The sequence below is a fragment of the Nostoc sp. JL34 genome (genome assembly GCF_017114945.1).
Taxonomy (GTDB): Bacteria; Cyanobacteriota; Cyanobacteriia; order Cyanobacteriales; family Nostocaceae; genus Nostoc.
Genome location: NZ_JABXKQ010000056.1, coordinates 122,002 through 136,336, shown reverse-complemented (window position 1 = coordinate 136,336; position 14,335 = coordinate 122,002). Strand labels below are relative to the sequence as shown.

Genomic DNA, 14,335 nt, shown 5'->3' with positions numbered 1-14,335 from the left:
GACGTTAATATTTTAATGCCAATTTAATAAATTTCTGACAAGTTAAAATTCCCTAAAATGAGTATTTTGATAGGGAAAGTTTACAGTGACAACATCATTTAGCTGGGATTAATTGACTATATTTACTTGTTTAAACCAACTTGGAAAATTTCCGCTTAATTGAGATGATTATTTAAATTATCTTAGAGGCTTTTGATACATGGATTGCTTATTATTTGTTTCTCACTGGCTACCTCAAAAATTAATTAGCAGCTTGTTGATAAAATTGCTGGATTTAAAAAACAAACATTTGTTTATTTTTGACGCCATTGTTTTTTTATTTACAGCATTTTTCGCTCTAAATCTATGTTTGAATGGTAATTTTGCCATCCAAGAGTATAAAGCAAAATTAGGAATTGCAACAATACTTTTTTTAGCAGTCAAACTAACTGTATTGTGGAATTTTGGTTTTTATAGACTTTACTGGCGCTATGCCAGTATTGAGGAACTGTTATATATAACTCTGCTAATAGGTATTGCAGTAATAATTCAAGCTGTATTCTTTGATGCTATACGATTTATACCGTATTTAGCAATGGATAAGCTGCCACAATCACTACCATTAATTGACGGTTTACTTTCGTGTATTTTTATTGGTGGACTGCGTTTCAGTATTCGGATTGTAGAAAGAATCAGCCAGCAACGTACAGTATTTAAGCCACAAGACCGGGTGTTGATAGTTGGTGCTGGTAATGCTGGGGTTTCCCTTGTACAAGAAATGCAAAGAAATCCTCAACTTGGGTTTCATCCTGTTGCTTTTATTGACGATGATCCGCGCAAATTTCGTGCATATATACGCGGGATTCCTGTAGTAGGCGATCGCTATCAAATTCCTGATGTTTTAAAATCTCTCAAAATCCATAAAGTTATCATTGCGATGCCTACAGTTACAGGTAGGGTCATTCGGGAAATTCTAGATATTTGCAACGCAACTGGAACTCAAACTAGCACTTTACCAGGCATACATGAAATCCTCAATGGTCGTGTGCGAGTTGACAGCATTCGGGATGTCCGCATTGAAGATTTGCTCAGACGTGAACCTGTACAAATAGATTTTGAACAAGTTTCTCAATTTCTCAAAGGCAAAACAGTACTGATCACAGGCTCAGGTGGATCAATTGGTAGCGAACTTTGCCGTCAAATTTTTAAATGCAATCCTGCTGAAATCATCCTTATGGGACATGGAGAAAATTCTGTGTTCAATATTCAACAAGAGCTAGAACAACTTGTCCAAGTTATCGAAAATGAGGGCAAATCTCCAAGAAACACTCCTCGTATTTCAACCTTCATTGCTGATATTCGCTTTAAGTCTCGATTAGAACATGCATTCGAGCTATTCCAGCCTGATGTAATTTTCCATGCTGCGGCTCATAAGCATGTCCCATTAATGGAATTAAATCCAGTAGAAGCAATCACCAACAATGTAATGGGGACAAAAAATTTACTAGAACTATCACTGCAATATGATGTGAAACATTTCGTGATGATTTCTACAGATAAGGCAGTTAATCCTACCAATGTTATGGGTGCTAGCAAGAGAGTTGCCGAAATGTTAGTGCTGCAAGCTGCAAGAGAAAGTGGTAAGCCCTATGTCACCGTGCGCTTTGGCAATGTTTTAGGCAGTCGAGGTAGTGTAGTTCCCACCTTTAAAAAACAAATTGCAGCAGGCGGCCCAGTAACTGTTACCCATCCAGATATTCGTCGTTATTTCATGACAATTCCAGAGGCAGTTCAACTCGTTTTGCAGGCTACTGTACTTGGTTGTGGTGGTGAAGTCTTAATGTTAAACATGGGTAAACCTGTGAAAATTGTTGATTTAGCTAAAGAATTAATTCGCCTTTCAGGATATGAAGTAAACCAAGATATTGAGATTGTGTTTACTGGTTTGCGTCCAGGGGAAAAGTTATTTGAGGAATTATTTATTCCTGGAGAAGAATATGAACCAACCCAACATGAAAAACTATTAGTAGTTAAAAATGCTAGTGGAATGATTTCAGACAAATTGGCTATTACTGTAGAAACTTTATGTCAAGCAGCAGCTAAAAACGATACGAGTTTTATCCTGTTTTTGCTTGAGCAACTAGTGCCAGGATATAAACCAAAACAGTTAGAGAGTTATGTATCTACAAATGTTTCTAGCAATACTCCTGTCAGAATACTGGCACAGATGAAACCGTAAGGAGGATAAAAAATTCAAAATTAAAAATGGCAAATAGGAGAATCAATATGTACGAAAATTATAAGCTCAACAGGATCTTACAGGTATCCGATAGAGTATCTAGGGGTAATCATAGATATTTAGCTGGAATGAAAAAAATAGCCAAGACTTTTGTCACAAGAAGAAGTGAGTGGTCAATTGGAATTTATATAGGTGAATCTCTTGTTGATTTTTTTAGTTCAGAAAAAATTATTAATCCAGTTTTGACTGCTAAGGATATAACAGATGTCCCAGCCCACTTTGTTGCTGACCCATTTATGGTTTGTGAGGATGGTATTTGGTATATGTTCTTTGAAGTACTAAATAGTCTTCAAAATAAAGGAGTAATAGGATTAGCAACTAGCAATGATGGATATAAATGGAATTACCAACAAATTATCCTTGATGAACCGTTTCATTTATCTTATCCATACGTGTTCAAGTTCCAAAACGAATACTATATGATTCCAGAAACTTCTGAAGCTAGTTCTATTCGTTTATATAAAGCAACTAATTTCCCAACCAAATGGTCATTTATCAAAACCTTACTTGATAAAAGAGATTTTGTAGATCCTAGTATTTTTCAATACAATAATTTATGGTGGCTATTGACTGCAACATCAGAAGCAAGGAATATTCTACGTCTTTATTATTCTAAAGATTTGACAAATTCCTGGATTGAGCATCCTAAAAGTCCTGTTATAGAAGGAAATAAAAATATAGCAAGACCAGCCGGTAGAGTTGTAGTACTTGATGACAAAATTATTAGATATACCCAGGATTGTGAGCGTATTTATGGGAATAAAGTTCGAGCTTTTGAAATAACTGAACTGACAACAAAAAATTATCAAGAAAAAGAATTCAAAGAAAATCCAGTTCTCAAAGCAAGTGGACTAGGTTGGAATCAAATAGGTATGCACCATATTGATCCTCATAAAATTGACAAAAATAAATGGATAGCATGTGTAGATGGAAAGCGTGATCGATTAGTTATTCACCCAAATTCAATCCTAACGATTTGGCAAAAATCGCTAAGAGCTTTTTTCAATATTGCAAATTAATAATTACTATTTTGATAATTTTAATTTTAATCACATAGTGAGGAGAAAAGAGATGTTGATTATTACAAAGAAATTTATCTTTTCAGTAGGAGAAGTCTGGTTTGACGAAGATCCACAAGAATTAGGTAATGTGGATGTACTCCATTACAGGCAATGGATACACCCTATTGAAGGTGGTCAGTCTGATGAATTTTACACAAGGTTGATTGACTTAACAAAAAGTCATGATGAACTCTGGGGAAGTATCAGTAGTAATGATAAATATAAGATTAGGAGAGCAGAGCAAAAAGACCAGGTGATTTATGAATACTGGGAGCAGATTGACTGTGAGATCATCAATCAATTTTCTGACTTTTATGATTTATTTGCTTGCCAAAAAGGGTTAAATAAAATTAATCGAACCCAGCTAAAAAATCGTGCAGATGCTGGTGTAATTGATATTTCACGTGTCAAACTAAACAATGGTGAATCTTTAGTTTGGCATGTTTATTATCGTAGTGATAATAGAGTTCGTCTTTTGCATTCTGCATCAGTTAAAAATAGTACTGATACTTCCTATCAGTCAATTTTAGGGCGGGCAAATCGTTACCATCACTGGCAAGATATAGTGAGATTTAAAAATTTAGGAATTTCCGTTTATGATTTTGGAGGCTGGTATACCGGAAATACAGATCAAGAAAAGCTAGGGATTAATCAGTTTAAAGAAAAATTTGGTGGAGAGATTGTTAAGAATTTTAACTGTATTAATGGCATCACTATGAAGGGCAAACTATATTTACATTTGCTGAAAGTTTATATGAGTTTATCTCAATTATCCTTACCACGCTTCTCAAATTTTAGATTTTAGATTGAATAACTCTAAATCGTTTCAACTGCGGTATGAAAATGTGGCGTTTGCAAAGCTTAGTTGATTACTGGAAGCGACTGACAAGCGGCTCTATCAATCGCCAAATTTTTGGTGCAGCGATGATAGTTGGTTTATTGACAGCATTGGTTAAAGTGGCGGCTGTAGGTAAAGAATTAGTGGTTGCTCAGAGGTTTGGTACTGGAGACGACTTAGATGCGTTCTTAATTGCTTTGTTGGTTCCTTCTTTTATCATCAATGTGGTAGCTGGTTCTTTTAATACTGCTCTTATACCTACTTATATGCAGGTACGAGAGCAAGAAGGTATAAAGGCCGCTCAAAGGCTTTTTTGTGGAGCCACAATTAGCGGCTTGGGACTATTAGGAATCACAACAATATTGATGGTAGCTAGTGCACCCCTATATTTACCATATATTGCTGCTGGGTTCAGTCCCGAAAAGCTAGATATGACTTTTCATTTGCTATGTGCGATCGCACCTCTTGTTCTATTAAGTGGGATTATTATCATCTGGGGTGCTGTATTGAATGCAGGAGAGCGTTTTGCATTAGCAGCTTTGTCACCAATTATGACTCCAACTATTAGCGTCTTATTGTTATTGATGGTTAAGTCTTGGGGTATTTTCGCTTTAGTAGCAGGGTTAATCTGCGGTGCAGTACTAGAAATAATTCTTTTAGGAACAGCACTGCATCGACAAGGAATTTCATGGCTTCCAAAATGGTATGGGTTCGATACTCACCTCCGTCAGGTTGTTAGTCAGTATTTCCCCATGATTGCAGGAGGGTTTTTAATGTGCAGTACAAATCTAGTAGATCAATCTATGGCAGCAATGTTGTCACCTGGTAGTGTAGCAGCACTGAGTTACGGTAACAAACTGATTTCTTTTCCGATATCTCTAGCTACCACAGCATTAAGTACTGCTGTAATTCCCTATTTTTCTAAGATGGTAGTTTCTAAGGATTGGATAGGCGCACGCCATACGCTTAAGCAGTATATGCAGATCATCTTTGTGACTACTATGTTGCTGACGGTATTCTTGCTTGTATTTTCTGAGCCTCTAGTTAAGATACTCTTTCAAAGAGGTTCGTTTACAGCTAACGATACTCATTTAGTAGCTCAGATCCAAAATTACTTTGCTTTACAAATCCCTTTTTATATAGCAGGAACATTGGTTGTACGATTAATTTCTGCCATGCAAGCCAATCAGATATTGATGTGGGGTTCTGCTTATAATCTAATCATCAATATCGTTCTCAATTATGTGTTTATACAATGGTTTGATGTTATAGGTATTGCTTTATCTACAACCTGTGTTTATATTTTTTCCTTCTTATTTTTAACGCATTATGCGAACAAAAAACTAACAAGTCCTTCTGCCAATTGAGAAGATGGAGCATCTGTCAAATATTTGAGCGAAAAATGAGAATAACATTAATTATTCATTCCCTTACTTATGGCGGCGCAGAACGTGTTATATCAATCATGGCAAATTTCTGGGCAGCGAAAGAATGGCAAGTTACTATATTGACGTTTGATAACAATGCAACACCCCAATTTGATTTAGATAATCGCGTTTTTTACACCCCTTTAGATATAGCTGGAGAATCACCCAATGCGATTATTGGCATTTGGAATAATTTGAAGCGCATCGGAAGATTACGAAATGCAATTATCAACAGCAACCCAGATGCTGTGATTAGCTTTATGTCTAAAATTAATGTGATTACTTTACTAGCAACACGATGGTTGAATATACCAGTGGTGGTGTCTGAACGTAGTAATCCAGTAAAAAGTTCTTTAGGTGGAAATTGGAAACAACTACGACAACAGACTTATTCATTTGCAGATCGGATTGTTTTTCAAACTAAAAAAGCAAGAGACTATTTTCCATCAAATCTGCAAACTAATAGCTGTATTATCCCTAACATGGTTGTATTGCCACCGATGGAAAAAAGACCATCGGACAAGGTTTTAAGAGAGCGATCGCTCATTGCTATGGGACGCTTTGTCCGAGAGAAAGGCTTTGATCTGCTGCTGCAAGCCTTTGCACAACTGAAGAATCGTTATCCAGAATGGACATTGACTATTTTGGGAGACGGAATACTACGTCCAGAGTTGGAATCATTGCGTAAGCAACTTGGGTTGAGCGATCGCGTTCATTTTCCTGGAATGGTGAAAAACAATTATGATTTTTTGCAGCAGGCGGAGATTTTTATTATGTCTTCCCGCTTTGAGGGTTTTCCTAATGCCCTTTGCGAAGCAATGGCATGTGGGTTACCAGTCATCTCTACAGATTGTCCTAGTGGGCCACAAGAGATTATTCGTAATGGCATAGATGGCATTTTGGTTCTAAATGAAGATGTGTCAGCGTTAGCCACAGCAATGGAACGACTGATGTCTGATGAAAAAGAACGGAAGTCTTTAGCTGTTCGGGCGCCAGAAATAATCGAACGATTCAGTTTAGAGAAAATAATGGGGATGTGGGAAAACTTGTTAGCTGAAGTTATTAAGAATAAAATCTGACAATTAATAACCATGTTTTATTTTTAAAGATATGAAAAAGAAAATTGTATTCCTCATTCGTGACCTTAACTATGGAGGAGCAGAAAGACAATTAGTGACACTAGTTAAAGCTCTTGATAAACAATGCTTTGATATCACCGTTTTATGCTTTTACCCTAGTGGTTCATTATCTTTAGATAAAGACTTGAAAGATAGTGGTATCCCAATCATCTGTTTAGATAAACAGGGACGTTGGCATTTATTTGGCTTCTTTTGGCGTCTTGTTCAGCATCTTCAACGTATACATCCCGATGTGTTGCATGGATATGTTGGGATACCAAATTTACTCACTATCTTCTTAAAGCCCTTTTTTCCTTCAACCCGTATGGTTTGGGGAATACGCTCATCTAACGTAGATCCTGATTTTGACGATTGGTTAGGGCGTTTACTTTTCCAGTTAGAGTGTTTCTTGTCCCACTTGGCTGACCTGATTATTGTCAATTCCTATGCTGGTCGAGCATATTACCTGACTAATGGATTTCCTGCTAACAAGATGACAGTAATTCCGAATGGTATTGATATCGAACTATTTAAACCCGATCAAGGAGCTAGGATAAAAGTACGAAAGTTGTGGGGAATTTGCGAAGACACAATTTTGCTCGGTTTAGTGGGGCGACTAGATATAAGGAAAGACCATCCCACATTTCTTAGAGCAGCAGCATTACTATCTGAAGAGAGACGTGATGTGCGTTTTGTCTGTGTGGGTAGTGGCTCGGAAAACTATGCGCGAGAGTTATATGAACTAGCTGATGAATTAGGCATCTCTAATCGAGTTATCTGGGTAAAAGCGCGTGCAGATATGTCTGCAATCTACAATACCCTAGATATTGTTGTTTCTTCATCCTACACAGAAGGATTCCCCAACGTAATTGGAGAAGCGATGGCCTGCGGCATACCTTGTGTGGTAACAGATGTAGGTGATGCCGCTTGGATTGTTGGTGATATTGATGTAGTAGTACCTCCTAAAAATCCAGAGGCTTTAAAAAATGCTCTGAAGAGGTTAATAGAAACTATTGGTATTGATGGGTGCGATCGCACTCAAATTCGTCAGCGAATTATTGACCATTTCTCAGTACTTCAATTAGTCTTTAAAACCGAAGCTGCTTTACTTTGTCTATCCCATGAATCAATCTCTCAATAAAAAGTTGAATTTCCTCTTTTATTACCAATGTACCCTCGCAGTAGGTGCTATTCTCATTTTTTTTACAGAAATTAGTTCCTACTTGTATACATCAGGAATCTTCTCTCAACCTCCCTTATTTTGGATCGTATCCTTTGGTATAGCCTCCATACCATTGCTTTTTTTACAGATAAAATATCTCCCACGCTCTGTGATTAGTTGGTGCTTTGGTTTTATATTTGTCTCTTTATTATGGTTCGTATTATTATCGATACCTGGTGAGATTGCTGTTGAAGAATTAAGAAAACGCATTTTATCAGTGATATTCATCGTAATAATGATTCTAATTTGTTCTTTAAACAAAAATATTCATTATTGGATTAGATGGGCAATCTTTATTACAGTCTTAATAGCTGTATTCAACAACATTTACGAATTTTTTAACCCGATCGCATTTAATTCACTAGGTACTGGTGGCCGATCTGCTGGATTTTACCTAAATCCCAACAGTGATGGGGCTGCGTTAGTACTTGGGATGATTTTTAGTGTGAGTTTATTACAGCCAATATATCGTTTACCTTTCATATCTATCATCGGTATTGGCGTGCTGTTGACATTTTCGCGAGGAGCTATTCTTGGCTGGCTAGTTACAATTATTATTTTTACCATTACCCGTGTACTTAATCTTCAAAAATTACTTTATTGGGTGTTGGGAATAGTAACGATAATAATTACTTTAGGATCACAGTGGTCAGAAGAAATATTACAAGATTTGAGCTTCAATGAAAATTCACTTGAAAGAATTGCATGGTTCCAAAATATTTCAAGTTCTGATTCTGAAGATTCTGCTGATTCTCGTTTAGAAGTAGCTCAGTTAGCTTGGCAGATGTTTACTGAACATCCATTCTTTGGTAATGGAATTGGCTCAACTTTAACGTGGAATATGGAAATATCTACACATAACATCTACTTATACTATATGGCTGACCACGGAATATTAGGCGCTTTTATCCTACCTTTATTAGTATATGCAGTGACACAGCACGCACATGGAGAAACTAAATATATTGGCTTGGCTTTTGCTGCTTTTATTCTTCTCTGGGGTCTATTTAGCCATAATGTTTTAGAGGAACGCTACATCCTCATAATGTTCTCGTTAATGGCTGCAATGACTGCTGTAAGTCAGTTAGAGCACAAATTTCAACTAGAAAATAAATCATGAAAATCATTTATATTATTACAGGACTTTACACCGGTGGGGCTGAAGTCATGCTTTATAAACTTCTTTCCAGAATCGATCGAGAACGTTTTAATCCAGTTGTCATTTCTTTGATGGATCGTGGTATATGGGGCGATCGCATTGCAACTTTAGGTATTCCTGTTTACACCATTGGGATAAAAGAAGGAAAGCCTAAATTAGCGAATATTTGGCGATTAATTCACATAGTCCGTCAACTCCAACCTGACTTGATTCAAGGTTGGATGTATCATGGAAACTTAGCTGCACAGTTTGCCAGACTTTTTCTATTCAAACAGGTGTCAGTTTTATGGAACATTCGTCATTCACTTTATTCTTTAGACTTAGAAAAACCAAGAACAACTATTATTATTAAACTTTCTGCTCAGTTTTCTAATTCTGCTACAAAAATTATTTACAACTCTCAGAATAGTGCCAGACAACATGAAAAAAGTGGCTACTGCATTAAGAAAACCTGTGTAATTCCCAATGGATTTGAAACAGATAAATTCATCCCGTCAGACAAAGCTTACCTTAGTGTTCGTTCAGAATTCAATATCCCTGAAAATGCTTTGCTGATTGGTCTGATTGGTCGTTATCATCCGATAAAGGATCATTTTAATTTTCTTCAGGCTGCTGCATTACTACTTAAGAATTATCCCAACGTCCAATTTGTTCTTGCTGGCAATAAAGTAGATTGGCAAAATCATATTTTATCTGAGCTAATCCATGAATTAGGGCTTGTTAAGCAGATACATCTACTCGGTGAACGTCATGATGTGCCCCGTTTAACTGCTGCTTTCGATATCGCCTCTTCCTCTTCGTCTGGAGAAGGTTTTCCTAATGTAATTGGCGAAGCTATGTCTTGTGGTGTTCCTTGTGTTGTCACAGATGTGGGAGATTCGGCCTGGATTGTTAGTGATACAGGAAAAGTTGTCCCCCCAAGAGATCCAGAGGCATTAGCGAATGCTTGGAAAGCGTTGATAGATATAGGAACTGAGGGTAGAGAAGCTTTAGGAAAAGCAGCACGCCAAAGAGTGATCGAATGCTTTTCTTTAGACTCTGTTGTGGATCAATATGAAGTGCTATACGACAACATACTTACTAAAAAAACTAAATTGAAAGGCTAACATTTTATGTGTGGCATTGCTGGTTTTTGGAATATATCTAGACAAGTCAGCCCTGAAGAACTCTGTTACATGGTTCAGCAGATGTCAGACACACTCTTACATCGGGGGCCAGATAATGGCGGGAGTTGGGTTGATGCAGAGATAGGGATCGCTTTGGGACATCGACGACTAGCGATTGTAGACCTTTCGCCAGAAGGACATCAGCCGATGATATCTGCGAATGGTCGGTATGTAATTGTTTTTAATGGCGAGATTTATAACTTTTTGGAGTTAAAGCGGCAACTTGAAGTACTAGGGCATCATTTTCGGGGACGTTCTGATACTGAGGTGATGTTGGCTAGTTTTAGTCAGTGGGGATTACATGAGGCACTTGGGCGCTTTAATGGGATGTTTGCTTTTGCCTTGTGGGATCGTCAAGAGCGAATTTTGCATTTAGGGCGCGATCGCTTGGGTGAAAAACCTGTCTATTATGGTTGGATGGGTCAAACCTTTTTATTTGGCTCTGAGCTAAAAGCTCTGAAAGTCCATCCCGCTTTCCAGGCAAAAATCAATCGTGATGCCTTAGCAGTGTTTCTCCGAAATAACTACGTACCTGCACCCTATTCAATCTACGAAGGCATCTATAAGTTACCACCGGGAACAGTCCTCACTTGGAACGGTATGGATGCTCATCCCAATCCTGTACCCTACTGGTCTGCACTCAAAGCCGCCGAGTTGGGTGTTAATCAACCCTTCATCGGCTCGGAAATAGAAGCTGTAACACAGATGGAGGCGTTATTACAAGATGCAGTCGGACTACGCATGGTTGCAGATGTGCCTTTAGGAGCCTTCCTTTCAGGAGGGGTTGACTCTTCCACAGTAGTAGCCCTAATGCAGGCTCAAAGTAGCCAATCGGTGAAAACATTTACCATCGGTTTTGATGAAGATAGCTACAATGAGGCACATTATGCTAAAGCAGTAGCACAGCACTTAGGCACAGACCATACAGAACTTTATGTAACCCCAAAAGATGCACTTGCTGTCATCCCCAAGCTGCCGACACTTTACGATGAACCCTTCTCCGACAGTTCCCAGATTCCAACTTTCTTAATATCCCAGCTTGCAAAACAGCATGTAACAGTCAGTCTTTCCGGGGATGGCGGCGATGAACTCTTTGCAGGGTACAAACGCTATTTTTGGGGTCGCAGCACTTGGCAAAAGATTGGCTGGATACCTCCAACGCTGCGTCAAGCTGTTGCACGCTCCCTGTCTAGCTTATCGCCTCAAACTTGGAATCGGGGTTTGGCTAACTTTCATGGCTTACTACCAGCTAAACTCAAGCAACCTACTCCTGGGGATAAATTGCACTGGATTGCGGAAATTTTGGCTGTTTCTGATACCAAAGCTTTATACACAAGCATGATTTCTCATTGGAAAGAGCGAGAAGCATTAATAGTAAATAGTTTAAAGCCTTTGATGAATTATAGCGATCGCCACCAATTAACGCAGTTACCCGACTTCATTCAACAGATGATGTACCACGACACGGTAAATTATCTTCCAGACGATATCCTGGTCAAAGTTGATCGAGCCAGTATGGGTGTGAGCTTAGAAAGTCGGATACCATTTTTAGATCACCGCGTAGTGGAATTAGCTTGGCGCATACCTATGTCCATGAAAATCCGTAACGGTCAGGGTAAGTGGCTATTGCGTCAGATTTTGTACAAGTATGTACCTCAAAACCTGATTGAGCGCCCCAAAATGGGGTTTGGGATGCCGATTGATAGTTGGTTGCGCGTTCCTTTGCGAGACTGGGCAGAAGCCTTACTAGATGAACATCGGCTACAGCAAGAAGGATTTTTGAATCCGCAGCCGATTCGCCAAAAATGGGCAGAACATCTTTCATCTGAGCGAGACTGGCAAAATTATTTGTGGGATGTGTTGATGTTTCAGGCGTGGTTAGAAGAAAACCATTAAATTCTTGCAGCATTCTCAATCAACATAGCGATTTTCAACGCGCAGGGTAGGCACGCAAAGTAAGCGCAACACGGAGTTTTTCTAACAAAATTCGCTATGAATTAATGAAATACTGGATTAACAAATATTTCAATCAGGAGAAGTTAAAATGTCTCTTTATAATAGAAAAACAAGATTTATTAGCAGGTTAAAACTTCTTGTCTGGATGCTATTAACAGTATTTACTGTATTTGCTTGTTCAAGTATCGATCTATTAGCAAAGAACTCATTTTTAGCCGATCGTCCCTTTGTATGGGTGACTTCAAATTTAGAAAGGATAAAGCGAGAAGACCTAGCAAAAAATAAAAATAGCATTGATTTGTATGCGGCCCGTGGGGAATATGAGCCTTTTCAGATAGGAATTCACGCACCCAATAGTGGTCTGACAAACGTCAACGTTTCAGTCTCCAACTTATCTGGGCCAAACAATCAAATAATCCCCAAGACTAACATTACACTCTATAGAGAACATTACGTTCATGTTACTCATTCTAGTCCTAACAAAAAAGGCAGTACCAATCCACCTTTAGGTACTGGATGGTATGCTGATGGACTAATTCCGTTTAATAATCCTGAAAATAAAGGAGATATTAAAGGTGCTGAATTAGATGCAGTTCCATTCAACCTCAAAGCTAGGAATAACCAACCTATTTGGGTAGATATATTTGTACCTCGCGACACTCAAGCCGGTCAATATTATGGCACTTTCACTGTTAGCAGTGACCAAGGAGATGTTACAGGCAAAATCCACCTTAAAGTTTGGAATTTTGAGTTACCGATAAAACCATCGCTCAATTCTGAGTTTACATTCTATGAACATCAAGATAAAAGCGATATGGTAGAACTTCTCAAACATAAGTTAATGCCAGATGCACATTTTAACCCAGTAGATGAACCGGAATTAATGAAGCAGTGGGGACTTCGTTCCCGAAGTCTTCCCTTTTGGAGCGGGGCTAATGTTAGTACTTGCAAAATGGCTTCAGCCCCTTCTATCAATAAGATTAAAACTACTGCTGCTAAACATGAATCTGGTCTATTTCTCTACACTAGATATGCTGATGAGATTGATAACTGTCCAAGTCTGATTAAACCAGTGAAACAATGGGCGCAAAATTTTCACCAGGCTGGAATCGCAACTGCCTTAGCAATGACTCCTACACCTGCACTTTATGATGATGGTTCCGGTACTGGACGTTCAGCTATAGATATCTGGGTAGTATTACCAGAATCCTATGATGAGGCTCCAAAACAAATATCTGACGTTCTACAAAAAGGAGACAAAGTTTGGTCTTACAATGCTTTGGTACAGGATGGGTACTCTCCTAAATGGCAGATAGACTTTGAACCAATCAACTACAGAATTCATCCAGGCTTCATTAGCCAAAGCCTGGGACTGACAGGGATTTTATACTGGCGAGTTGACCTATGGACAAAAGATCCGTGGAAGGACGTTCAAACTTATTCCCAGGAAAAAGACTATTATCCTGGTGAAGGGATGTTGTTTTATCCTGGTAAACAGGTTGGTTTGAAAGGAGTTGTCCCTTCCATGAGACTCAAATGGATCAGAGAAGGGGTAGAAGATTACGAATATCTCGAAATCTTCAAAAGTCGCGTAAGCGCAGCCCATCGTAGATATCACCAAGAATGGGGGCTTCGATTAGCTAGGCGTGTCGGTCTTGACTGGAAAAACTGGACGCGAGATCCAAATCTGCTGGAATCAGTCCGGCGACAGTTGGGTGAAGAAATAGAGAAACTTTCTTCTTATTGATCCTCTCCTGACTGTGAAACTGAGCAATCGCGTTAGTTTACAATTGGGAGATTCTTGATTCTAATAATTAAAATATAGATATAGCATCGTCAATTATTCCTTGACAGAGTATATGAACCAGTAAAAATCTCAAAAGCAATAATAACTACAGCCAAACAATTAAATAGATGCGGTTATGTCTTTTTATTTGTAGAAGCTGCGCCAAGTTGGCATGACTCAAAGAAAAAAGTGTTACAAAATTGAGATAGAAATCAATAAGACTGCTGTATTACCTGATTGCAAGTTTTAACCTGTCCGAATAAGGGTTATTTCAATTCTCAAAATATTTGTCTTTTTGATAAATAACAATGGTCAAATTTCGTA

At 38.3% G+C, this 14,335-nt stretch carries 10 protein-coding genes; all 10 read left to right on the top strand.

The window, feature by feature from the left end; translation table 11 throughout:
• The first annotated feature begins 199 nt into the window (after nt 1-199).
• Nucleotides 200-2,218, top strand: a complete 2,019-nt coding sequence (locus tag HWQ44_RS11795; RefSeq protein WP_292718648.1) for a nucleoside-diphosphate sugar epimerase/dehydratase — start codon at nt 200-202, stop codon at nt 2,216-2,218.
• A 47-nt stretch (nt 2,219-2,265) separates the two neighbouring features.
• A complete protein-coding gene (locus HWQ44_RS11790) occupies nt 2,266-3,297 on the top strand; it encodes a hypothetical protein (RefSeq protein WP_292718646.1) in 1,032 nt (343 codons plus the stop codon).
• Nucleotides 3,298-3,349: 52 nt separating this feature from the next.
• Nucleotides 3,350-4,144: a hypothetical protein gene (locus tag HWQ44_RS11785; RefSeq protein ID WP_292718644.1), complete on the top strand. Its 795-nt coding sequence runs from the start codon at nt 3,350-3,352 to the stop codon at nt 4,142-4,144.
• Between the two features lie 38 nt (nt 4,145-4,182).
• Nucleotides 4,183-5,544, top strand: a complete 1,362-nt coding sequence (locus tag HWQ44_RS11780) for a lipid II flippase MurJ (protein ID WP_292718642.1) — start codon at nt 4,183-4,185, stop codon at nt 5,542-5,544.
• 35 nt (nt 5,545-5,579) lie between these two features.
• On the top strand, nt 5,580-6,683 hold the full coding sequence (locus tag HWQ44_RS11775; RefSeq protein WP_292718641.1) for a glycosyltransferase family 4 protein: 1,104 nt from the start codon (nt 5,580-5,582) through the stop codon (nt 6,681-6,683).
• 31 nt (nt 6,684-6,714) lie between these two features.
• Nucleotides 6,715-7,863, top strand: a complete 1,149-nt coding sequence (locus HWQ44_RS11770; protein ID WP_292718640.1) for a glycosyltransferase — start codon at nt 6,715-6,717, stop codon at nt 7,861-7,863.
• Entirely contained in the window at nt 7,844-9,064 is a 1,221-nt protein-coding gene (locus tag HWQ44_RS11765) for an O-antigen ligase (RefSeq protein WP_292718638.1), read from the top strand. Before HWQ44_RS11770 ends, HWQ44_RS11765 begins: the two co-directional genes overlap by 20 nt.
• Nucleotides 9,061-10,209: a glycosyltransferase gene (locus HWQ44_RS11760; protein ID WP_292718636.1), complete on the top strand. Its 1,149-nt coding sequence runs from the start codon at nt 9,061-9,063 to the stop codon at nt 10,207-10,209. Before HWQ44_RS11765 ends, HWQ44_RS11760 begins: the two co-directional genes overlap by 4 nt.
• Nucleotides 10,210-10,215: 6 nt before the next feature.
• Nucleotides 10,216-12,165, top strand: coding sequence for an asparagine synthase (glutamine-hydrolyzing) (gene asnB / locus HWQ44_RS11755; RefSeq protein WP_292718634.1), 1,950 nt, complete (start codon nt 10,216-10,218; stop codon nt 12,163-12,165).
• A 148-nt stretch (nt 12,166-12,313) separates the two neighbouring features.
• Nucleotides 12,314-13,972 carry a glycoside hydrolase domain-containing protein gene (locus tag HWQ44_RS11750; RefSeq protein ID WP_292718632.1) on the top strand — a complete coding sequence of 553 codons (1,659 nt, stop codon included), beginning with the start codon at nt 12,314-12,316 and terminating at the stop codon, nt 13,970-13,972.
• Nucleotides 13,973-14,335: the final 363 nt, after the last annotated feature.